Below are 22460 nucleotides of genomic sequence, written 5' to 3'. Positions count from 1 at the left end.
TTATTCATCATCTGAATCAGAAAATAACGATTCTAAATCTTGATAACCACTAACTACATGAACAATATCAATTCCATCTTCTCTTGGGTAATAAAATATCAAGTAGTCTTGAAAAACAATACCTCGTAAATTAGGTGCAAGCCTTGCGTAACTTTTTCCCATATTGGGGAACTCAGCAACTAATTTACATTTTTGACGAATCTGATCAAAAATCTTGCTAGCAGCTTTAGGGTTATTGCGAGCAATATATTCACAAATTTCTTCTAAATCTTGAATAGCCTCATCTGAAAATGAATAATTACCCATTCTTAAGATTCCTCAGTAATAACGCGAATCTTTTCTTGCAATCTCGCAAATACTATTTCACCATCTGTTACTTGTCCGTTGGCAATTTGTTCGGTTCCTAATGCTATTTTATGGCGTAATTTTTCTAGTCTATTAACTTGTATTTCTAACAACTTAATGGCTTCGTTCATGACTTCATCAATACTATTAAATTGTCCACTAGCAATTTGCGCTTGAATAAACTGTTCGTATTCTGGTTTTAAGTTAACGTTCATATTTCAATAGGAAATATAACTACAATGTCAATTTTATCAAAACTGATTTCATGTTTTTATCTCACGCAGAGGCGCAGAGGCGCAGAGAGGAGTATGAGGAAGATTAAAAGGTTTGTGGTGTTGATGGCGATCGCACTTTTATTATCCATGACATCGCCAGGGTTAGCGCAAGTGACCAATATTGCTCAAGTTCCTAGTTTATCGGTGGAACAGCAGGCGCGCAATTCCTACGCTAAAGGGCAATTTGCAGAGGCGGCGCAGTTATTTCAACAAGCAGCTAAAGGTTATCAAGCTGCTAAAGATCCGATTCATCAAGCGTTGAGTTTGAGTAATCTATCACTGTGTTATCAACAGTTGGGACAGTGGGATGATGCGAACCGGGCAATTACAGGAAGTGTTGCTATTTTAAATACTATTAAAGAGACAAAAGCTGAGAAATCATTGGCTTTGGCTCAAGCTTTAGATATTCAAGGTGGGTTACAATTAGTACGCGGTCAAGCAGAAGCGGCTTTGAAATCTTGGGAAGGTGCAACATCTTTATATAATCAGTTGCAGAAACCAAGTAAGGTGCTGACAAGTCAAGTTAATCAAGCACAGGCTTTTCAGAATTTAGGTCTTTATAAAAAAGCAATTTCTCTACTGGAAACGGCGTTAAAGTTACCGCAGATTTCTAATAATAATCTTGAACAACTCAAGCCAGCGATAGAAAAAGTGGCTGCAACACCAGAAACAGCAACGGCGTTAAGAACTTTGGGTGAATCGTTGCGGGTTGTGGGGAATTTTGCGCCAGCTAATTTAATTTTGTCACGCAGTTTAGCGATCGCACAGCAATTAAAGTTACCTGAAATCGTTACTCTCAACCAAATCAGCCTCGGTAATCTCACTCGCGCGCAAATCAGCTTGAATAAAGCTAATAAGGCTGAGATTGATCCCCAGACTGCAATCGATTACTACCAACAAGCCGCTGCATCTGGAATACCAGATTTAAAGGTGCAAGCGCAAGTTAATCAACTCAGTTTGCTGGTGGAGACTAATCAGCTAGATGCAGCCAAAGCTTTGCTTCCACAGGTACAACAACAAGTTGCAGCCCTACCTGCTAGCCGGAGTGCGATCGCCTCACGGGTAAATTTGGCGCAAACAATGATACAACTGCAAAAGCAAGCGGTTGAGCAGATTGACTGGCAAGAAGTCGCTAAACTTTTGGCAATAGCGGTGCAACAAGCCAAAGATTTAGGAGATGTACGGATACAAGCTGATGCCATAGGTAGCTTAGGTCACGTTTACGAACAAACACAACAGTGGGCAGATGCAGAAAAATTAACTCAACAAGCAGTGCAATTAGGGCAACAAATTAACGCTGGAGATATCGCCTACCGTTGGCAATGGCAATTAGGTAGAGTGTTGAAAGCTCAAGGGAAAACAGAAAGTGCGATCGCAGCTTATAAAGAAGCTGTGGGTACAATTAAATCTCTGCGTGCAGACTTAGCCGCTGCTAACCCTGATGTGCAATTTTCCTTCCGCGAAGCCGTTGAACCTATTCACCGTCAACTCGTCGCCTTACTTATAGAATCCAATCAAAAAGATAATTTAAAGACGGCGCGAGATGTCATTGAAGGATTGCAATTAGTCGAACTCGATAACTTTTTCCGTGAAGCTTGTCTGAATGGCAACCCTGCACAGATAGATCAAGTTGATAGAAAAGCCGCAGTCATTTACCCGATTATCTTAGAAAATCAACTCGCGATTATTGCCAGCTTACCCAATTCTCAGAACAAAGCCGAAATCAAAGATAGCCGCGATTTTCGCTACTATAAAACTCCTATCAGCCGTGACGAAATTGAGAAGCGAACATCTCGTCTCCGCAAAAGCTTGAACCAAGATACAGTACTTGACTTGACACTGCCGCAACTGCAAAAAATGTATGATTTAGTAGTTCGCCCAGAAGCAGAGGACTTAGCTGCAAGTCAAGTAGAGACATTGGTATTTGTCCTAGATGGGGTTTTGCGGAACATCCCCATAGCAGCGTTGCATGATGGTAAACAGTATCTTGTAGAGAAATACAGCATAGCGCTCACACCAGGATTACAATTATTAGCACCGCGATCGCTAAAACAAGAACGCTTGGGAGCCTTAGTAGGTGGACTGAGTGAAGCGCGTTCGGGATTTGAAGCCCTACCCAATGTTGAGCAAGAAGTCAAAAAAATCAAATCAGAACTACCTGCTGAAGTTCTAATTAACCAAAAATTTACTAGTTCCGCCTTTCAATCTCAAATTGCTGCTGTTTCTTTCCCCATTGTCCATTTAGCAACCCACGGGCAATTTAGCTCCCAAGCCGATGAAACCTTTATTCTCACCTGGGACGGCAAAATCAAAGTTAACGAACTCAGTGGCGTATTAAAAACAGTCGAAGTATCCCGCAGCAACTCCCTGGAACTCCTAGTACTCAGCGCTTGCGAAACCGCAGCCGGTGATGATCGTTCCGCCCTAGGATTAGCAGGTGTAGCAGTGCGTTCCGGCGCAAGGAGTACAGTAGCAACACTCTGGCGCGTTGACGATGAAGCCACAGCCAAACTCATGAGCAACTTTTACGATCAACTAGTCAAAGCCAAGGAAACAGGTATCTCCAAAGCCGAAGCCCTGCGACTTGCTCAAGTTGCCATTTTAAAGAACCCAGACTATCAATCACCATATTACTGGGGAGCCTTTGTATTGCTAGGAAATTGGACTTAATCGTCATTGCATCGCGTACATTAACAATGTGACCCCATACAATCGCAATGTATGTCGATACATTAACAATGTGACCCCATACAATCACAATGTAAATCGATACATTAACAATGTGACCCTATACAATTGCTATGTAAATCGATGCATTAACAATGTTACGCGATACAATCGCAATGTAAGTCGATACATTAACATTACAGGCTAATATTCCCGAATAAGGACGCAGGGGGGCAGAGGAAGCAGGGGAAGCAGGGAGCAGGGGGAGAATAAATTACCAATTACCAATTACCAATGCCCCATGCCCCATGCCCCATGCCCCATGCCCAATATTGCATAAGTCTCCCCCACCTAGAACTATAAGGAATTAGCTGAAAGTTACGGAGGGATTACCTTGCTAGAAGATTTGTATACACCGGAACAACTCAGTCAGATGCATCAGCAGTTGTGGCAGTGCGTCTTGGAATTTGCTAATCTTTCAGCCGCGCAAGAACGCAACCGTATTGCGCGAGAGTTGCATGATTCTCTCGGACACGCCCTCACAGCGCTGAACATTCAACTACAAACAGCCAGTAAACTTTGCAAACCCGATCCCAATCAAGCCCAAGAGTTTCTGGATGAAGCACATAAATTAGTGGCGATCGCAACTCAAGAAGTTCGCCAATCTGTGAAAGCTTTACGCAGCGATCCTCTGGCTGGCAAATCTCTCGAAACCCTGATTGAATCGTTAGTACGCGATTTTCATCAAACTACTGGGATTGTACCGGAAGTTGAGATGAATTTAGCGATCGCCTTATTACCTCAGTTTACTGCTCCCCTTTATCGCATTATCCAAGAAGCACTCAACAATATTCGTAAATATGCCCAAGCAACGGCAGTACAAATTCATCTTTCCACAACAGCAAATGGAGTATATTTAACCATTCAAGATAACGGCCGGGGATTTGATGCCCAAAAAGTAGCCAATGGTTATGGATTGCGGGGAATGCAAGAACGCATCGCCGTTTTACAAGGACATTTTCAATTAGTATCGCAGCCTGGGGCAGGTTGTTGCATAACTGTTGAAATCCCTATGCAAATATATAATATCCACGACATAACTAATAATTTAGGTGCAATTCGGGAACTACCACAACTCCCACAAATGCCTCATCAATTAGATGAAATACCCGAAATACCTCAAATACCTCAAATACAAGAAATATCAAACATATCACTAATCCCGGAAATATCCATTCCCCAAGAACCCAAGCCAATACTCCAATACCAGCAAGTAACAATTGGTGAATGGCAACCTCTGAATTTACATGAATGGCTAGATGATAGGGGTTAGGGATTGGGGACTGGGGATTGGGGATGAGGTAAGGGAGCAGGGAGCAGGGAGCAGGGGAGAAATAATTAATGGCAAACCCCAAACACCAATTACCAATTACCAATTACCAATTACCAATGACCAATTACTAATTACCAATTACCAATGACCAATTACCAATTACCAACCTACAACTTTGGTCTGACTCCCACAGATAACCTCATACTTTTTATCTATACCAGCGATTGACTCTCAACTAAAGTAGGAAAAACTCAACAACAGATAGTCAAATAATTAAAATCAGGTTTTAATAATGCATATAACCTTTTGTCAACCAAAGTGCCAAATATATGATTCCTGTTCTGTTGTTGACCCTAGGGTGCTTGATACTAGTTTGCCAATTAGTAAACGCACTATCAATATATCGAGAGAAATCTCAACAATTAGTTTTAATTAAAGATAAGAATTATGAATTAATTAATTTGTATAAAGGCTTAGGTCAGTCGATGATGGCTTTAAATATCCAACTGCAAGCAGCGCAGAAATTATGGGCAGTCAAGCCAATAGAAGCACAAGAATCGCTGACTGAAGCTTACCAATTAAGTGGAGAATTGATGCGAGAAGTCCGACAAATTGTCAGAAGCATGGATACAGTAAATACTGTAGTTTGCTTAGAGTCAAACCCAAGCCAAAACATCCAAAATTGTTGGACTTACTTTATTCAACCCACCTATGAAAAATCTGATATACTGCCCAATATCAGGCTTTTAGTCTCAGAAAAAAAGAAAATTAACCATGACCAATAACAAAAATATTTAACTTTTGTAATTGGTCTCTACAATCTTAAAACCCAAAATCCAAAATTATGATGATTCGCTTATTACTTGTAGATGACCAAAGTTTAGTTCGCCAAGGTCTGAAAGCAATGCTGAGTTTAGAATCAGACTTAGAAATTGTGGGTATGGCAGAAAATGGAGAAGAGGCAATTGCACAAGTTGAAAAATTACAACCAGATGTTGTATTAATGGATGTGCGAATGCCAGTGATGAATGGTGCTACTGCTACCCGCATCATCTGTGAAAAATTTCCTCAAGTCAAAGTTTTAGTTTTAAGTACTTACGATGATGACCATGATGTGAATGAAGCCATTCGCTCTGGTGCAAAAGGTTATCTTTTAAAAGATATGCCTTCAGAAGAACTTGTTAACGCGATTCGCAGCGTTCATCGCGGATATGCACAACTCGCACCTGGGCTTTTAGAGAGAGTGATTATGCAAAAACAAGCCCAACCAACGCCACCTCAACCTGTTCACCCAGCATTAGCTTCATTAACGCCAAGAGAATTAGATGTAGCGAAGTTAGTTGCAGTTGGTGCAACTAATCAAGAAATCGCTCAACAGCTATTTATTTCAGAAAGTACAGTCAAAACCCATATTAATAGCATTTTTAATCGTCTAAATATTAAGAATCGCGCTCAACTAGCGATTTATGCCAATTCTGTTTGTTCACCTGGCTTATAAGAATTTTCTATTAAAACTATTCAAAAATATTTGCGATTAGTGACTGAGTACTGGTATATTCAGGGAAAAGGTTTGGCTAATTACCAAACCTTATGAATAGAAGTGAAAGACTCAAGTCAATTAAATCATTCTTAACCATTGCGAGTAAATCTACCTTAAGGATGTATGCAGATAAGGTAGATGCTGCTATTGAAAGGTGGCAGCATAATTTAACAATATGGGCATGGGGCATTGGGCATTGGGCATTGGGCATTGAAAAGACAGATTTTTATGCTGGGTTATGCGAAAACTTTTTGGGCTTTTGAAGGCTAGTTCTTTCAACAGAGGGAACCTCCGCACAAATTTCCATCTCCCAGTTAAAACCTTAGATAAGGCAGTAGCGATTTGTGATTGGCTAATTAGTTGTGAAAAATCAGATACTCGACTTTTTAAAGGAGTCAGGTATCTGACGCTTTCAATTCTTACAAATCAAATGGGATCTGTATATATTTAAGCAGTATCACAAATTGCTATAGAGCTTTTATGAGTCTGGTGTTAAAATCTGTTGTCTATATTGCGGACAATAAAAAGCCACACCCCCACCAGTTATAGTTGCGATATAGGATGCGATATATTTTGCATCCCGTTGTGATAGATTGCTATCTGCAAGACTCTCGATAATGTACTCAGCAATTTCATTGACTGTTGAACCGCTATTAAGCGCACTACAAACTGATATGCCATGTTCAATTTTCTTATCGTTTGGAATCATAGACAAAGGATTGCCATCATCTATTAACTTATTGTTAACAGCTTGAAGAAATATATCATTAGATGAGGACTTATATTGAGCGTTAGCTGGTAGAGATGAAACCATACTAAAAATTGCAACAAAAGGAATAACTAGAAGCTTGTTCATTGCAACACCTCCAAAAAATGATGTGAGTTATTTACATACTTAAAAGCTGATAGGCTTCCCGCCGATGAGAGAATATTAAGTCTTGTAGTCCATTTAAGGTAAGCCCCAGAATGGGTCACTTTGGAGTATCCAGAATGGGTCACTTTGGGTCTGTTTTTAAACCTTATTCAGATACTTTCCGAGCCAACTGTGGTCATATAATATAATGGGCGCAGACTTTTATATTTAAGATATATGGGTTTAAAAGCATCTGAGGAAGGCAAGCGCAAAATTTGGAAAGCTCTTGCAGATAAGGGGTTGCAACGTACAAGTAAAGAAACTTTGAATAGGATAGAATCGGAACTTTATTATATATCAGACAAAACTTGGAAACGTTTTGTGTATGCAGAGCGTCCTATTAGAGATAAAACCTTTAAGGACTGTTGCGAGTTTTTAGGTTTAAATTCGGAAGAAATTGTTGATTCTTCGCAACCATCACAACCATCGAAATATGATTGGGATTCAGCCCCATCAGCTGAAATTTATTTTTATGGGCGTGATGAGGATATGAAAAAATTAGAAAAATGGGTACTAGATGAACACTACCGTTGGATTATTCTTTATGGTTTTGGTGGAATAGGTAAAACTCAGTTAGCAGTAAAACTGGCAGAACAGGTAGAAAAACAAAATAAATTTGACAAATTAATTTGGCAACAGATATCTTATAGTACTCCTAAAGACCAGCTAGTCAGTGAATTGCTAGATCGCTTATTACCCAATAGCGAGCAAATAATTAGTAATGTAGAAAAAAAGTTTTTGGAAGAGTTAAAACGCCAAAAGATATTAATAATTTTGAATGAACACGAATTATTTGAAAAGGAAGAACAGGCTAATGATAACCGGGACAGCTACAAACATTATTGTAATTTTTTACGTCAGTTAAGCTGGGAACGTCATCAAAGTTGTATTATATTGACCACTCGTGAAAAACCTAATAATCTTGATGCAGTCACAAGTTTTGTCAAAGCTCATGAGCTTAAAGGATTAGATGTAAATGCAGGTTGCCAACTTTTGAGTGATGGTATTGGCTATCCCAAGAATCTAACATCTGATGAACAAGCTAGAAAAGAGCTAGTACATAGATATGATGGAAATCCTTTAGCGCTAAAACTCGTAGCTGGTTTGATTCGCGAGCATTATAGTAACGAACGAAAGTTTGTTGATATACATAACAAAAGTCTGGTTGTACCAGAGGAAATTGAAACTATCCTCGCGTCGGTCACTAAAGACTTAAATACATTCCAAAAAAAGATTTTGTGCTACTTAGCTAAAGTATCTGATCCAATTTCTCGCGACGAACTAGATAGCAATTTGCCTAATGGAATGCATGGTTCAGAACTTCCAAGAGTTTTGGAAACTCTAAAACAGCGATCGCTAATACTATTAGTACAGGTGTCTGAGAGCAATGAATATTTTTATACATTGCAACCAATGGTCAGAAAGTTTGTTCTGCGACAACTGACATAAAAATCTAGTCATCTGCCAAGCATAATTATGGCAGGTTATGGGAGTTAGTACTATGATTTTTATTCCTTAGAAGTATTTATAAAGTAAATAATAAAGTTAATCTAGCATCCTATCATAAAATATTAATAGCTGAAATAATATTTATAATTCCACATTTTTTAATAGTGCGGGGTTCTAAATCTAAGTTTGATTATTATTTTGTGCGTTCTTATGGCAAACTAAAGGATGATAGCTGAAATAAGCTTAGTTTGTCATTTTATTTTATGATTTACTGCATAAATCCTTGGTGTCCAGGCGAGGAGCATCGGCTCAATTTAATAGATGCTTCTTCATGCCAATATTGCGGAACTAATTTATTAATTAACGGGCGCTTCCACTTGCTAGAACCATTAAGGCAGCTTTCTCGGGATGATAACTATCAGATATTTAAAATTAAAGATACAACTAATAATGAGCGAAGAGTTTTAAAAACTCAGATAAGACGTGACCCTACTCTTGATAGACTATTTAATCAAGAAAAAAATTTACTATTAAATATGAATGAACGTACCTTACCCAGAGGTATAGATAGTTTTTCTGTAAACATTTCCAACCCAGAACGCCGCGAACTCCCCTGTTTCGTGATGGAATATATTGATGGTAAAAATCTGGAAGATTGGATAAGAGAAAATGGGAAAATTGGTTCTAATCAATCATCTCTAGAAGCTAAAAGTCTAGCTTTAGATTTACTGAAACAATTAACTAATATATTGAGCTACATTCACGAACAAGGTGTTATCCATCGGGATATTAAACCATCTAATATAATGCTGAGATCTAATGTCGAAGGGAAACAAGAACCAGTACTAATCGACTTTGGTATAGCTAAAAAATATGTTCCTGGTGTTACAGCAACCAATGTATACGGTGTTTGGGGTTATACTCCTTCAGAAGTGCAGAATGGTAAACCTGTTTTTCAATCAGATTTTTATGCTCTTGGCAGAACTTTTGTTTATCTTCTCACCAAGAAGCACCCTCATGAGTATGGAAATCAACTACAAGTTTGGCATAAAGATACCGTATTTCCTTATTCTGGTATCATCAAATTGATTAATGACCTAATAAGAGAACGCCCTGAAGACCGCCCTCAATCAACAAACGAGATACTGCAAAGAATAGAGGAAATCCGTAACAGGGAATTGCAACGCAGAACTATATTACCTCTAAATTTTTGGCTCTATGATATTTTCGCTGTAATTGGTCTAGTTGCAACAGTTGCTGTTTTAGGTTATCTACTTTTTATTGCCCTTACTGATCAAAGAACGCAACCTCAGGCTCCAGTAGGTGTAACTCCATCATCCCCTCCTAAAACACCCTCGCCCTCTCCTATTCCAACAAAACCTGCTGATGAGCTAATTAGTTGGGGAGAAAAATCAATTTATGATGATCCAAATCTTAAAGAGGATAATAGAAGGTTAAAAGCTGAAGGAATTGAAGCATTTAAACAAGATTCTACTGAAGGTTATCAAGATGCTGTAAATAAATTCGAGGAAATTATAAATAATGGGGGTAAAGATCCAGAAGTTCAGATTTTCCTAAATAATGCAAAAATAAGGCAAAATAACAAAAATAAACCAATCTATACTATTGCTGTTGTTGCTCCTATAACTAATGTGAATTCTCAGAACCAAGAAAATTTTTTTGCTCCAGGACAACAAATTTTATTTGGTGTGGCTCAAGCACAAACTAAAGCAATAGAAGAACAAGTAATTAATCTAGAAGTAGTAATTGCAAACGATCGCAACTTTAAAGAGCAAGCCCAATCTGTTGCACAAGAAATAAGTAAAATGACAGTTAAAAATCGCTCCATTATTGCTGTGATTGGTAACTATACTAGTGATGTTACTTGTGCTGCACTACAAAAATATGACCAAAACCTAGTTGTAATTTCCCCAAGCAGTTCACGTAGTAACCTCCGAACTGATTGTAACCATCAAGCATTCTTCAGAACAACTTCGTCTGTTAAAATTGAGGCACAGTCTTTGGCTAATCATCTAGTAAAATGGATAGATAATTCTAAGTTAAACAGACCGAAAATAGCTGTTTTATACAACAAAGATGATAAATACAGTCTGGAGCTATTTAATGAATTTACGTCAAAGGTAAGCTCAAAACTACAAGTTGAAATTTCTGGGATTAATTTAAATGATAGAAATTTAAATGATATTGATATTCCAACTAAGGTCGGCGATTCTAATATACTTGCTCTGTTTCCTGATGGTAGTACAAATAAATATACTGCATATAAAAATGCTATAGCTGTGCTGAATAATATAGATAGGTTCAACACAGTACAAAAAATTATAGGCTCAAATCCTCTCCTTCAGTTTGAAGCAATTACCAATAGAGATAAATTATCGACAAAAAAATTTGTACTTGCGACAGACTGGGATTTTAATTGCGGTAATAAAAGTTTTACAAATCCTGCATATAAGAAATGGGGAGGTGCAGTAAATCGACTAACTGCTTTATCGTATGAAGCAGTGCAAGTGTTATTTCCTATTTTTCAGTTACAACAACCACTTTATAGAGAGACTATTTTTCAAAAACTTGAACAACAGAATTATGTTACAAGTGATGTGTTTGACCCTAAAAATGGTATCAACAAGATTAGTTTTGATTTGAGTAATGGTGATCGCAAAGAAATTAAGAATCGGTTATTAGTTACTCCAGACACAAGTACAATTCCTAAGAATAAACAGTTTATATTGCTTGGAGATGAAGAGAGACAATGTAACCAAGGGACTTCCAATTAAAAAAGAGCGTTGCATATTTGTAGGATGAAGTCAAACTTTTAGACAAAGCTGAAAGTCGATTCTTTGCACCTTTGCGTGAGGAAAAAATCATCCCATTAATCAGCAACGCCAATGAAATTGATTTTTGCTATTGCACTAAATTAGCTGTGTCAGTCCAGTACGTTAGCTATCGAGTAACGCACCGAGAACAATGGTTCCCTGCGCCTCATTCTCATTCTTTTAAATTCCAGAATCCTTGCACAGATGTAACACAACGCCACTTGTTACAACGCGGGAAACCCGACGATAGTTAATAGGCTATGAGTCCGCCTTTTGATTAAAAGTCCTTCCCTAACCAAGCTAACTACTTTTGGATACACACAATTACAAAGCGAGTAGCTATACTAGCAACACATAGCCTAGATAGGCCTGAACGTGAAATTCTATTCGCTAAGTATTTTGCAAAAAATCAATGATACAGAGTCAGCCAGAAACCAAGCGTGTAGAAGAACTACGCCGATTGTTGCAGCAAGCTAGTTATGCTTATTACGTATTAGATGCACCCATTATGGAGGATGCAGTCTATGACCAGCTATATCGGGAATTGCAACAGATAGAAACCCAGTATCCAGAATTAATTACACCAGATAGTCCTACTCAGCGCGTGGGTGAGAGACCTGCAACACAGTTTACTTCGGTGCGGCACAATATTCCGCTGTACAGTCTGGAGAATGCTTTTAATATTGATGAGTTGCAATCATGGGATCAGCGCTGGCGGCGACAAGCACCAAAAATTACAGCCGCAGAATATGTCTCGGAACTGAAAATTGATGGTTCTGCGATCGCACTTACCTATCAAAATGGTATCCTCTCCAGAGGCGCAACTCGGGGTGATGGGGTGATGGGGGAAGATATCACCCAGAATGTGCGAACAATTCGCTCAATTCCCTTGCGCTTAAATTTTGATGGCTTGGAAATTTTAGAAAAGGTAGAAGTTAGGGGTGAGGCGTTTTTACCCTTGGATGTATTTAAACAAATTAACGAAGAACGGCAAAAAGCCGGCGAACAGTTATTTGCTAATCCCCGCAATGCCGCAGCTGGTACACTCAGACAATTAGACTCAAAAATTGTTGCTCGCAGGCGCTTAGATTTCTTTGCTTACACCCTACATATTCCTGGCAGAGATGATGCTAGTATTGCCAATACTCAATGGGAAGCTTTGGAATTGTTACAAAAGATGGGCTTCCGGGTGAACCCCAACCATAAGCTATGCCCGTCTTTAGCGGAAGTTGCTGAATACTATAACTATTGGGATACAGAAAGGCTCAATTTACCCTACATGACTGATGGGGTAGTCGTAAAGCTCAATTCCTTTAAGCTTCAGGAACAGCTAGGATTTACGCAAAAGTTTCCTCGCTGGGCGGTGGCGTTGAAGTATGCAGCCGAAGAAGCACCTACCCGTGTAGAAAATATTGCAGTGAATGTTGGCAGAACAGGCGCTTTAACCCCATTAGCAGAAATGCGCCCCGTACAATTAGCAGGGACAACAGTTTCCCGCGCTACCTTACATAATAGCGATCGCATCGCCCAATTAGACATCCGCATCGGTGATACTGTAATTGTTCGCAAAGCTGGGGAAATTATTCCAGAGGTGGTACGAGTACTCACAGAACTCCGTCCTCCAAACACCGAACCCTTTATCATGCCAACCAATTGCCCAGTTTGCGGTCAGCAAGTAGTGCGGGAGTTGGGTGAAGCCGTGACTAGGTGTGTCAATGCTTCCTGCGCCGCTATCCTCAAAGGTGCAATAGAACATTGGGTTAGCCGCGATGCCTTAGATATTAAAGGTATGGGTGAAAAACTGGTACATCAACTCGTAGATAAAGGTTTGGTGCATTCCGTAGCCGATTTATATGACTTGACAGAAGAAAAATTATATGCACTAGAAAGGATGGGGCAAAAATCAGCGCAGAAATTAATTGATGCGATCGCCCAATCAAAAAATCAACCTTGGTCAAGAGTATTGTATGGTTTAGGCATCCGTCATGTTGGCAGTGTCAATGCTCAACTATTAACCGAAAAATTTTCTGATGTTGAGAAGATAACTCAAGCCAGACAGTCAGATATTGCTGGAATTTATGGTATTGGTGTAGAAATTGCGGAATCAGTACATCAATGGTTTCAGATTGATGCTAATCAAACTTTAATATCTCGCCTCCAAGCAGCTGGGTTGCAATTAGCAAATTCCGCAGAAACACCAACAATTACTGATAGTAATCCCAACATTGCAGGCAAAACCTTTGTAGTTACAGGGACTTTACCGACTTTAAAAAGAGATGAAGCAAAAGCTTTAATTCAAAAAGCTGGCGGTAAAATTACAGATTCCGTCAGTAAGAAAACAGATTATTTAGTAGTGGGAGAAGATGCTGGTTCTAAGTTAGCTAAAGCCGAAGCTTTAGGTATTACGCAGTTAACTGAAGCTCAGTTATTGCAGATGTTAGAGAGTTAATCCTATTGCTTTCAAACAGTAAAGTCCAAGCTAGCCTTTGAAAAAGGACTCTTTACCTTTGACAATCCAGCAGAACTAGCTCAAAAATTCTAATTTTGATGATTTCAAACCCAGTAAAAGTCTCTCGGAGCAATAGTTAGCCGATTTTTCTATGATAAAAGTTCAGTCTAAGATACCCTATATTTGTGGTGTATGTAGTCTCAAGACAACCTATACCTGATGATGTAAGTTCCTATGCCTGCAAATCGGTGCCCTAACCCAAATTGCGAATATTTTAACCGCGCCTTGCCCAACAATGCGAAAGTTTGTCCTTGGTGTTCTACTCCTTTGGCTAATTTAATTACCCCTACACCAAGTAGACCTACTGCACCACCGCCACCACCGCCACCACCGCCACCGCTACCGGTACAACCTGTAGTTAATCCACCTAACTATCAACCCCCTGTTAATCATCCTAAGGATGATCAACAACGGGTTAACCCCCCTGTCCCAGCAGTACAACCTGTTTATACCCCACCGCCACCCAGATCACCTATTATCAAACTGATTCATACCACAGGTAGAGAGTTTCAATGGTCTGGAGAAGTCGGTTTTATTGGTCGCCGCAGTCAAAGCATGACCCTTCCACCAGAAATTGACTTAACTGGTTTGCCTCACGAAGGTATAATTTCTCGTCGTCATGCACGCATCTATTGGGACTGGCAACAAAATACTTACATGATTGTTGATATGAGTACAAATGGTATTTATTTAAATAACAAGCTCTTAAATCCAGGTATGCAATATAGCCTACACAATGAAGATTCATTGCAGTTTGGTCAAGATAATCTCGTGCGATTTACAGTTTATATTATGTTTTAAAAATGAAGGGTAAAGATGTGAAAAATTAGATAAAAATTATAAATCACGCTTGACCCTTGACCCTTAAATTACAATTTTAGACTTTTGAGTTAAAGGAATTGTAATTACAAATTTAGTGCCTTGTCCTGGCAGTGAAATACATTCCAAAGAACCACCATGTTTTTTGGTAATAATTTGATAGCTAATAGCAAGTCCCATACCTGTACCTTTACCAACAGGTTTAGTGGTGAAGAAAGGGTCAAATATGCGCTGTTTAATATTATCTGGAATTCCTGCACCATTATCGGCAATACTAATTTTTACTTGATGATTTTCTAGAAATTCAGTTTGAATATGAATTTGGGGATTTTTTATAGATAATAATTCTGCTGTTGATAACTGATTATTGATAACGGCATCTTCTAATACATCGATCGCATTCACTAAAATATTCATTAATACTTGGTTTAGCTGCCCAGAGTAACATTCCACTAAGGGCAGGTTACCGTATTCTTTGATCACAGTGATTTTTGGTAGTTGATTGTTACCCTTAAGGCGGCTTTGCAGAATCATCAGCGTACTATCTATTCCCTGATGGATATTAACTGCTTTCATCTCAGCTTCATCCAAACGCGAGAAAGTTCGCAGCGAAAGTACAATTTCCCGAATGCGGTTAGCGCCAATTGCCATAGATTTCAGGATTTGGGGAAAATCTGACCTGAGAAAATCCAGTTCTATCAGTTCCACAAAATCTGCAATTTCTGGGGCAGGTTGGGGATAGTATTTTTGATAGAGTTCCAATAGTGTTAGTAAGTCTTTACTATATGTATTGGCATGGTTGAGATTGCCATAGATAAAATTCACCGGATTGTTAATTTCGTGGGCGACACCTGCAACTAATTGTCCCAAGCTAGACATCTTTTCACTTTGAACTAACTGGGTTTGGGTTTGTTGTAGTTCCCGCAATGCAGCTTGGAGTTGTTGTGCTTGTTGTCGTAGTCGTGCTTCTGAGTTTAGCAGTGCTGCTTCAGCTTGCTTGCGTTCGGTAATGTCGCGGAAATACCAAATTCTACCGTAACAGTCACCAGCAGGCGATCGCACTGGTGCGGAATAGCGATCGAAAATCCGTCCCGATTTGAGTAAAATTTCATCAAGGCTGTATTCTTCGGGATGGTGATAGAGATACTCAACTTTAGTTAAAAATTCTGTGGGATTCTTTAGTTGATCTAGTACCCATTCTAGAAGTTGGCGATCGTCACCTGTTTCTAGTATCTCTAGGGGAATTTGCCATAAATCAGCAAAATTTTGATTATATGATGCTACTAAGCGATTTTCATCAATAATCAGAATGCCGTCCATTGAAGCTTCTTGTTGCGCTTGCAATATAGCATGACTGCGGAGTAAGGCTTGTTCTGCTTGCTTATGTTGCGTAATATTAGTAGCTGTGCCAGTTGTGCCGATAACATTCCCTGCTTCATCTCGCAATAAGCAAGCATTACACAACAAATTTAACCGCCTACCATCTTTAGCAAGAACAACCGCTTCATAGTGAAAAACTGACTCTTGGCCTAGTATTTGAGGCACAATATTGAGGTCTTGATGAATTTGTTCTGGTGGCTCAAACTCGCTATAGTGACGACCAATCATTTCTTCTGGTTCATAACCATAGATAGTTTTCACCGCCTGGTTGACAAAAATAAAATATCCCTTGTCATCCACCGACCAAATCATGTCTTGGGAAGTTTCAACTAAATGACGATACTTACCCTCACTTTTTTGTAAAGCTTCCTCAGCTTGCAAGCGCTTGATACCTAAAGCAATCTCATTAGCGCTTAATTTCAAAGCATCCAAAGTTAATTCTGTTAGCGGATGACGGGCAAACATTGCAATTACACCGACTAAATTCCCGTCCAAAATTAAAGGATATCCCGCGAAAGCCACCATCCCTTCACGCTTTGCCCACTCTTTATCCCCTACACGCGGATCTTCTAAAACTGCATTAGTTAAGTGAGGTTGACGTTCTTCAGCAATTAATCCAATTTTAAACATGCCTACAGGAACACGTCGGTGAGGCCCATCTATATGGGTATACATTCCCGAACTAGCTTGTAGTTCCAGTACGTTTTCTTGAGCATTCAACGTCCAAATACGAGCAAAAGCCGCATTCAGATGTTTGACTATAGCATCAGTACAACTTTTTAAACATTCCTTGATGGTAGAGCTTTGAGTAATAGCATTATTAACTGCTACATGAAATGCAGCTAAGGATACTTTTTCTGCAAGTGCTAATTCTGCTTCTTTCCGTGCAGTAATATCTTGACAAGTAACTAAAATGCCAATGAAATTGTTCTGCTCATCTTTTAAGGGAATTTTATTAGTTTCTAACCATAGTTGTTTGCCATCTGCTTTTATATAGCATTGGACAACAGCATATTCTGGTTTTTTAGATTCTATAACTTGGAAATCTGACTCCCAAAATAAGTTGACATTGTCTTGCTGTTTCATTAAGTCATAATCAGTTTTGCCGATAATCTGATTTGGGCAATCTATACCTATAAGTTCCGCAAATCGTTGATTACACCCTAAATAAACCGAATTAAAATCTTTCCAATAAGTTGCGAGAGGAATATTATTTATTACTTGTTCTAATACTTGTTTTGATGAGCAAAGTTTTGCTGATTGCAATTTTTCTTTGCTAATATCACGAATAATACCCACTAAAAAATAATTACCAAATTCATCTTCAAACCGAGATTTTTTAATTAAGAAAAAACGAGTTAATCCTTCAGAGTTGGTCAAACATTCTTCTATTTCATGAACTATGCCAGTAGTAAATATAAATTCATCTTTCTGATACAGCCTATCTGCTTGTTTTTTCGGAAAGATGTCATATTCTGACTTACCAATTAATTCTGATTCTTGAAAGCCAATCAAATTACAATAGGCATTATTAAGGAATACCCAGTGATGTTGGCGGTCTTTAACAAATACTGGATCGGATATACCATGAAGTATCTGAAGTAGAAACTCTGGATATAAACTCATTTCTTGCATATTATCTTGATGTTGCTCATCTTCTAATAATGTGTTAATAATCACATGACTAGTTAGACAAAAATTCTTGTCGTATAACATATATGTTTAGTCACATATAAGCTCTAAATATATACACTATACATACAAGTAAAATTGAATATTAAATATTGCTGATTATTTTATGGAAAAAATATATTTACTTTTAAAAAGTAGTGATAAAACATAATATAAATATATTTTTTAATGAATTATTCAAATAAATGTTACTGAAACATAGATTTAAAATATTAATATTGTCTCCTGTTTTTTAGTTTAATATAAATATTTAAAAAAATATATTTGCAATGATTTTTAGCTATATGTGGAATTTTTAACTTGTAAAATGTGGGGCGATATGTCTATAAAAACGCCGACAGATATGAGTTTCTTTTATTGCCCAAATGAGCTTTACCAACCGATAATAAAAACTCCATTGAATACCTTGCAGATTTGGAATAATTAATTCTCCATAGTCCTGATAATTCCAATAATGGGGCATTTCTGGTAAAAGATTATTGAAGCTACCTATTTTTAAAATTTTCATAGTCTGGCGTGAATATAACTAACTAATAAGTATATATATTTTAATTTGTGTTAAATGCGACATTTATCTAGGTGTCGCACTTTGAGCCTATTTAAGCGAAAGTATATAAAAAATTTTTGAGGAATCTGTGAGTAAGCAGAATTTTCCAGCCTATAGCTTTTTACAGAAGAGATTTACATTTCTTAATGGATAGAAGCTTCATAGCTTTTACAGAATTTAAGAAATAATTAATGTTTTATAATTTACCTTGATTACAGAAAGCCGACTTGGGGCATTGGATGCTTTTCCCATACCTTAGCCTCATCCTTTTAGGAGTGGAATGAGCTTAATTAGAAGTTCCTTAGCGCTCAATACTTGTCGGCTAAGGGTAAAAAGGAGAATGGTTCAAGGGAAAGAAAAAACCTTTAACCCTTAACCCTTAACCCTTAACCTTTTCCCCAAAACCAATTTTGAGTTCAAAACGCTATCCTTTGTAATATTGCCTTAGCGCTGCTCTAGTCGATTGCGTACACGGGTTAAGAGTTCTGCTGCAATCACAGGTTTATAAAGAAAGTCATCTCCACCAGCCGCAAAGCATTGCTGTACTATCTCGGCATCTGTATGCGCTGACAAAAATAAAATAGGCAATTTCTGCCAGCGAAAATCATTACGAATTACTTGGCATAAATCAATTCCGTTGATTGTTGAAGATAGAGAATCAGTTGAGTCAGATAGTTCGATATCTAAAATCAACAAATCGGGATCTGTTTGTGACAAAGTTGTCCAAAAATTTTGTGGTGAATCAAGTAGCGTCAGATGATAACCCCAAGGTTGCAAAAGATGACGCAAAAGATGTAACATTTGCTGATCGTCTTCCATAATCAGCAGTTTTTGCGGAATTGGGCTTGACTGTTGCACTACTTGAGTAACAGCTTTTAAAACTTGATTCGCAGCAATTGGTTTCTGCAAGAATAACTTACTGCCTAATCTAGCCGCTTCTAAGCGATCAGCAAAATCTTCCTTTGCCGTTAAAACGAGAACTGGTAAATGAGGATGCTGATTGTACAATTTGGCGAGAAAATTTAAACCGCTAGCTGGGGCACCAGGAAAGTTGAGATCCAGTAAAATCACATCTGGAAGCTTGTCAAGCAAGAAACTTTCGGCTTGCTGCAAATCTGTGGCGACTTCTACGAAAATTCCTTGCATTGCGGCTTTTGTGGCTAGATGTCTTGCAAGTACTGCATCGTCATCCACAATCAGCAAGCTAGTTCTATGAATAACCTTTGAGCCACTTGTCTGTGCTGGATGGGTTCCAGCTGAAGCTGATTGCATTTCCTGCTGTAATGCATTTACTAAGTGAACTAGTTGCAGGATTTGTAAAGCAGAAATGGATTCTGCTTGTGTGAGGATCTGCTGAATTTGTCGTGATATTCGGGAAGCTTCGCCTAAACCAAAACTACCCAATGAACCAATCAGAGTGTGCGCTTCATATTCTGCCGCCTGCTGCAATTCTGCGGAAATTTGACCATTTTTCAATGCTGTAACAGCTTGTTGAATAATCATCAGGCGATCGCAATAAGTTTCGCGCATCTCTTCCCACACATCTGAAATAAATGTGGTGAGCGATGATGGGGTCAAAATTGGGGAAGTCGGAGATTGTTCTTTAGGGCTTTCCTGTTCTCTGCGTTTGAGGCGATATCCTAGTTTGTAAATCGTTTCAAAAATTTCTCCTACGCCAGCTTTTTTTAATTTATTCCGCAAGCCTTTGACGTGTGTTCGCACAGCCCACTCGCTGGGCGCTTCATCACTCGTCCATAGCCGATCAATCAATAAACTAGCACTGAAGATATGGTCTGGATTTCTTAAAAACAGTTCTAAGATGGCATACTCTTTGGCTGTGAGGAGAATAGGCTGCCCTTGATAAGTGACTTGGCAATTATTAGGATTGAGGCATAATTCACCCCATTCCAACAGAGGCGATCGCGTAATGTAACTACGCCGCAGCAGCGATCGCACCCTAGCCATAAATTCATCGAGATTCACTGGTTTCACCATATAGTCATCAGCACCAGCATCTAAGCCAATGACTTTATTCATCACGCTGTCGAGTGCAGTTAACAACAAGATGGGCGTATTTTGATTTGGCGATCGCGCAACATTGCCATTTTGTAGCCGGATGCGTTTACAGAAATTGATCCCGTCAAGCTTGGGTAAAATTAAATCCAGTACAATCAAGTCATAAACAGAACTTTGCGCCAAATCCCAACCTTGTTGACCATCTGCTGCTAATTCTACCTGGTAGTTCTGAGCAATGAGAGTGGCTCTCAGCAATTGGGCAAGACTTTCATCATCCTCTATCAATAACAATTTCACACCGACTCTATCCTCGAAGCTGTTAGAGGTTGCTAGCGATCGCCATCATGTAAAAAAATTCAGTTTAGCTTTTTTGTGCTAAATCAAAAAAGCTGGCTATTATGTTGGTTTTGTACTGAATTTAGATTTCCCAAAAAAAATTAGCCACTAACAAAAATCTGCGATTTTTCTATTCTCCCGAGGAAACAGTAAACATGGAACAGGTAATAATTTTGAATTGTTTATCTCCCGCATCCCCCTCATCCCCCTCATCCCTTCCCAGTTAGCCATTGATCCGGAGAATTCTGGAATTAGACTTTACAAACAGATATTTGGGCGAAACCTTAATGGTAAGGTAAGCGTCAATAGCGTCAGCATTTATGCGAAATTAGTCCAGATGCTATTTTTTACTGTTGGATAAAGTAGTTGAGATAATTAAAATACAAGCTAAAACTCTAAATTGTAAATTGCTATGATACTCTCCTATAAATTTCCGCGATCGCAAATCCGGCGCTTGCTCTTAGCCTTGGTGTTACCTGCTACAATCTTTGGCGCAGTAGCTTTTCCCTCCCAAGTGCAAACCGTGACTGCTCAAACATCCACAGGAAACCGCCCGCTGACAATTCGCTCGGATGTTCAAGAGTATGATGCCAAAAGTCAAGTAGTAACTGCTCGCGGCAATGTGCAAATGTTGTATCCTTCGCGTCAGATTCAAGCCACAGCCGCTCAAGCACAATACTTTAGCAAGGAACGCCGCATAGATTTCAGTGGCAATGTCTATATTTTGCAACAAGGTGGCAATAGTATTCGTGCAGAGAAGGTGACATATTTGATTGATGAGGGAAGATTTGTGGCTTTACCGCAATCTAACCGTCAGGTAGAGTCAATTTATATGGTACAGGATGGTGAAATTGGCGGACAATCTGCCAGACCTGCCCCAAAAACGCCACCACTCAAAGGTTCTAATTAGTAGTAGTTACTCTCAAGGGGCATCTCTAGCGTGAAAATTGTCTTAGAGAACATCCATAAATCTTACGGCAAGCGCCAGATTGTCAATCGTGTTAGTCTTTCTGTTGCCCAAGGAGAAATTGTTGGGTTACTAGGCCCAAATGGTGCTGGTAAAACCACAACCTTTTATATTGCTACAGGTTTAGAAAAACCAAATCAAGGAAAAGTTTGGCTAGATAATTTGGATATTACAGCGCTACCAATGCACAAAAGGGCAAGATTGGGCATTGGCTATCTAGCCCAGGAAGCGAGTGTGTTTCGCCAGCTGACAGTACGAGACAATCTACTTCTAGTTTTGGAACAAACTAATGTGCCAAACTGGGAATGGTCGGGACGGGTACAAAATTTACTGCGAGAATTTCGCTTAGAAAAAGTGGCAAACAGTAAAGGAATTCAACTTTCTGGTGGGGAACGACGGCGGACTGAATTAGCTAGAGCTTTAGCATCTGGTAGAGAAGGGCCAAAGTTTTTATTTTTAGATGAACCCTTTGCGGGAGTCGATCCTATTGCTGTTTCGGAAATTCAACAAATTGTAGCCCGACTACGCGATCGCGGTATGGGTATCTTAATCACAGATCATAATGTCCGCGAAACCCTAGCAATTACTGATCGTGCTTATATCATGCGCGAAGGACAAATTCTGGCTTTTGGTAATGCTAATGAGCTTTATAACAACCCCCTCGTGCGTCAATATTATTTGGGGGATAACTTCCAAGTTTAAAATAATAGATATTAAATAATAATTGCTCAAAAATTTTTAGCGTTAATGATTTAGTGCCAATTTAGAGTTTTAGTGAATTTAAATATCAATCCTAAATCATCAATATTAAATGCCCAATGACATAAATATTTTATTC

Annotated in this window: 16 protein-coding genes; 11 read left to right on the top strand and 5 right to left on the bottom strand. The window is 38.8% G+C overall.

Features of this window, described 5'->3' with window-relative positions:
• Nucleotides 1-306, bottom strand: a complete 306-nt coding sequence (locus AACU25_RS21395; protein ID WP_096579075.1) for a type II toxin-antitoxin system RelE/ParE family toxin — start codon at nucleotides 304-306, stop codon at nucleotides 1-3.
• A 2-nt stretch (nucleotides 307-308) separates the two neighbouring features.
• The gene (locus AACU25_RS21390) at nucleotides 309-560 is read right to left on the bottom strand and encodes a type II toxin-antitoxin system ParD family antitoxin (protein ID WP_096579073.1); all 252 of its coding nucleotides are present in this window, start codon (nucleotides 558-560) and stop codon (nucleotides 309-311) included.
• Nucleotides 561-653: 93 nt separating this feature from the next.
• On the opposite strand from AACU25_RS21390, the gene AACU25_RS21385 reads away from it, so the two are divergent.
• The 5 genes from AACU25_RS21385 (at nucleotide 654) to AACU25_RS21365 (ending at nucleotide 6423) form a co-directional block, all read left to right on the top strand.
• Nucleotides 654-3290, top strand: a complete 2637-nt coding sequence (locus AACU25_RS21385) for a CHAT domain-containing protein (protein ID WP_321206668.1) — start codon at nucleotides 654-656, stop codon at nucleotides 3288-3290.
• A gap of 391 nt (nucleotides 3291-3681) precedes the next feature.
• Nucleotides 3682-4620 (top strand): sensor histidine kinase, encoded by a 939-nt coding sequence (locus tag AACU25_RS21380; protein ID WP_096579069.1) that lies wholly within the window; start codon nucleotides 3682-3684, stop codon nucleotides 4618-4620.
• Between the two features lie 329 nt (nucleotides 4621-4949).
• Nucleotides 4950-5405: a histidine kinase dimerization/phosphoacceptor domain-containing protein gene (locus AACU25_RS21375; protein ID WP_096579065.1), complete on the top strand. Its 456-nt coding sequence runs from the start codon at nucleotides 4950-4952 to the stop codon at nucleotides 5403-5405.
• A gap of 62 nt (nucleotides 5406-5467) precedes the next feature.
• Nucleotides 5468-6118, top strand: coding sequence for a response regulator (locus AACU25_RS21370; RefSeq protein ID WP_096579063.1), 651 nt, complete (start codon nucleotides 5468-5470; stop codon nucleotides 6116-6118).
• A 92-nt stretch (nucleotides 6119-6210) separates the two neighbouring features.
• Nucleotides 6211-6423 (top strand): hypothetical protein, encoded by a 213-nt coding sequence (locus AACU25_RS21365; RefSeq protein ID WP_096579061.1) that lies wholly within the window; start codon nucleotides 6211-6213, stop codon nucleotides 6421-6423.
• A 215-nt stretch (nucleotides 6424-6638) separates the two neighbouring features.
• Here the strand turns inward: AACU25_RS21365 and AACU25_RS21360 are convergent, their stop codons facing one another.
• Entirely contained in the window at nucleotides 6639-7016 is a 378-nt protein-coding gene (locus AACU25_RS21360; RefSeq protein ID WP_096579059.1) for a DUF732 domain-containing protein, read from the bottom strand.
• 234 nt (nucleotides 7017-7250) lie between these two features.
• On the opposite strand from AACU25_RS21360, the gene AACU25_RS21355 reads away from it, so the two are divergent.
• From AACU25_RS21355 to AACU25_RS21340, 4 genes are all read left to right on the top strand, one after another.
• Nucleotides 7251-8522 (top strand): NB-ARC domain-containing protein, encoded by a 1272-nt coding sequence (locus AACU25_RS21355; protein ID WP_096579057.1) that lies wholly within the window; start codon nucleotides 7251-7253, stop codon nucleotides 8520-8522.
• A gap of 377 nt (nucleotides 8523-8899) precedes the next feature.
• On the top strand, nucleotides 8900-11317 hold the full coding sequence (locus AACU25_RS21350) for a protein kinase domain-containing protein (protein WP_190445728.1): 2418 nt from the start codon (nucleotides 8900-8902) through the stop codon (nucleotides 11315-11317).
• A gap of 451 nt (nucleotides 11318-11768) precedes the next feature.
• The gene (gene ligA, locus AACU25_RS21345; protein ID WP_096579053.1) at nucleotides 11769-13805 is read left to right on the top strand and encodes an NAD-dependent DNA ligase LigA; all 2037 of its coding nucleotides are present in this window, start codon (nucleotides 11769-11771) and stop codon (nucleotides 13803-13805) included.
• A gap of 234 nt (nucleotides 13806-14039) precedes the next feature.
• Complete coding sequence (locus AACU25_RS21340) at nucleotides 14040-14666, top strand: FHA domain-containing protein (RefSeq protein ID WP_096579051.1); 627 nt, start codon at nucleotides 14040-14042, stop codon at nucleotides 14664-14666.
• A gap of 63 nt (nucleotides 14667-14729) precedes the next feature.
• Here AACU25_RS21340 and AACU25_RS21335 read toward each other — a convergent pair whose 3' ends face one another.
• Both AACU25_RS21335 and AACU25_RS21330 read right to left on the bottom strand, forming a co-directional pair.
• A complete protein-coding gene (locus AACU25_RS21335) occupies nucleotides 14730-17780 on the bottom strand; it encodes a PAS domain S-box protein (protein WP_096579049.1) in 3051 nt (1016 codons plus the stop codon).
• 967 nt (nucleotides 17781-18747) lie between these two features.
• Nucleotides 18748-20616 (bottom strand): response regulator, encoded by a 1869-nt coding sequence (locus AACU25_RS21330; protein WP_096579045.1) that lies wholly within the window; start codon nucleotides 20614-20616, stop codon nucleotides 18748-18750.
• Between the two features lie 451 nt (nucleotides 20617-21067).
• Here AACU25_RS21330 and AACU25_RS21325 point away from each other — a divergent pair, with 451 nt between their 5' ends.
• Nucleotides 21068-21565, top strand: a complete 498-nt coding sequence (locus tag AACU25_RS21325; protein ID WP_096579043.1) for an LptA/OstA family protein — start codon at nucleotides 21068-21070, stop codon at nucleotides 21563-21565.
• Nucleotides 21566-21595: 30 nt separating this feature from the next.
• Nucleotides 21596-22324, top strand: coding sequence for an LPS export ABC transporter ATP-binding protein (gene lptB, locus AACU25_RS21320; protein WP_096579041.1), 729 nt, complete (start codon nucleotides 21596-21598; stop codon nucleotides 22322-22324).
• Nucleotides 22325-22460: the final 136 nt, after the last annotated feature.

Origin of the sequence: Tolypothrix tenuis PCC 7101 (assembly GCF_963874875.1) — a bacterium.
GTDB classification, from domain to species: Bacteria; Cyanobacteriota; Cyanobacteriia; order Cyanobacteriales; family Nostocaceae; genus Aulosira; species Aulosira tenue.
The sequence above is the reverse complement of the archived record's forward strand: the minus strand, read 5'-3'. Positions and strand labels throughout refer to the sequence as shown.

Bases quoted from the DNA above. Each gene is read 5' to 3' on its own strand.
- AACU25_RS21385 (WP_321206668.1), top strand. From the start codon at position 654: ATGAGGAAGATTAAAAGGTTTGTGGTGTTGATGGCGATCGCACTTTTA.
- AACU25_RS21360 (WP_096579059.1), bottom strand. From the start codon at position 7,016: ATGAACAAGCTTCTAGTTATTCCTTTTGTTGCAATTTTTAGTATGGTT.
- AACU25_RS21370 (WP_096579063.1), top strand. From the start codon at position 5,468: ATGATTCGCTTATTACTTGTAGATGACCAAAGTTTAGTTCGCCAAGGT.
- AACU25_RS21335 (WP_096579049.1), bottom strand. From the start codon at position 17,780: ATGTTATACGACAAGAATTTTTGTCTAACTAGTCATGTGATTATTAAC.
- AACU25_RS21365 (WP_096579061.1), top strand. From the start codon at position 6,211: ATGAATAGAAGTGAAAGACTCAAGTCAATTAAATCATTCTTAACCATT.
- AACU25_RS21340 (WP_096579051.1), top strand. From the start codon at position 14,040: ATGCCTGCAAATCGGTGCCCTAACCCAAATTGCGAATATTTTAACCGC.
- AACU25_RS21355 (WP_096579057.1), top strand. From the start codon at position 7,251: ATGGGTTTAAAAGCATCTGAGGAAGGCAAGCGCAAAATTTGGAAAGCT.
- AACU25_RS21375 (WP_096579065.1), top strand. From the start codon at position 4,950: ATGATTCCTGTTCTGTTGTTGACCCTAGGGTGCTTGATACTAGTTTGC.
- AACU25_RS21395 (WP_096579075.1), bottom strand. From the start codon at position 306: ATGGGTAATTATTCATTTTCAGATGAGGCTATTCAAGATTTAGAAGAA.
- AACU25_RS21390 (WP_096579073.1), bottom strand. From the start codon at position 560: ATGAACGTTAACTTAAAACCAGAATACGAACAGTTTATTCAAGCGCAA.
- AACU25_RS21325 (WP_096579043.1), top strand. From the start codon at position 21,068: ATGATACTCTCCTATAAATTTCCGCGATCGCAAATCCGGCGCTTGCTC.
- ligA (WP_096579053.1), top strand. From the start codon at position 11,769: ATGATACAGAGTCAGCCAGAAACCAAGCGTGTAGAAGAACTACGCCGA.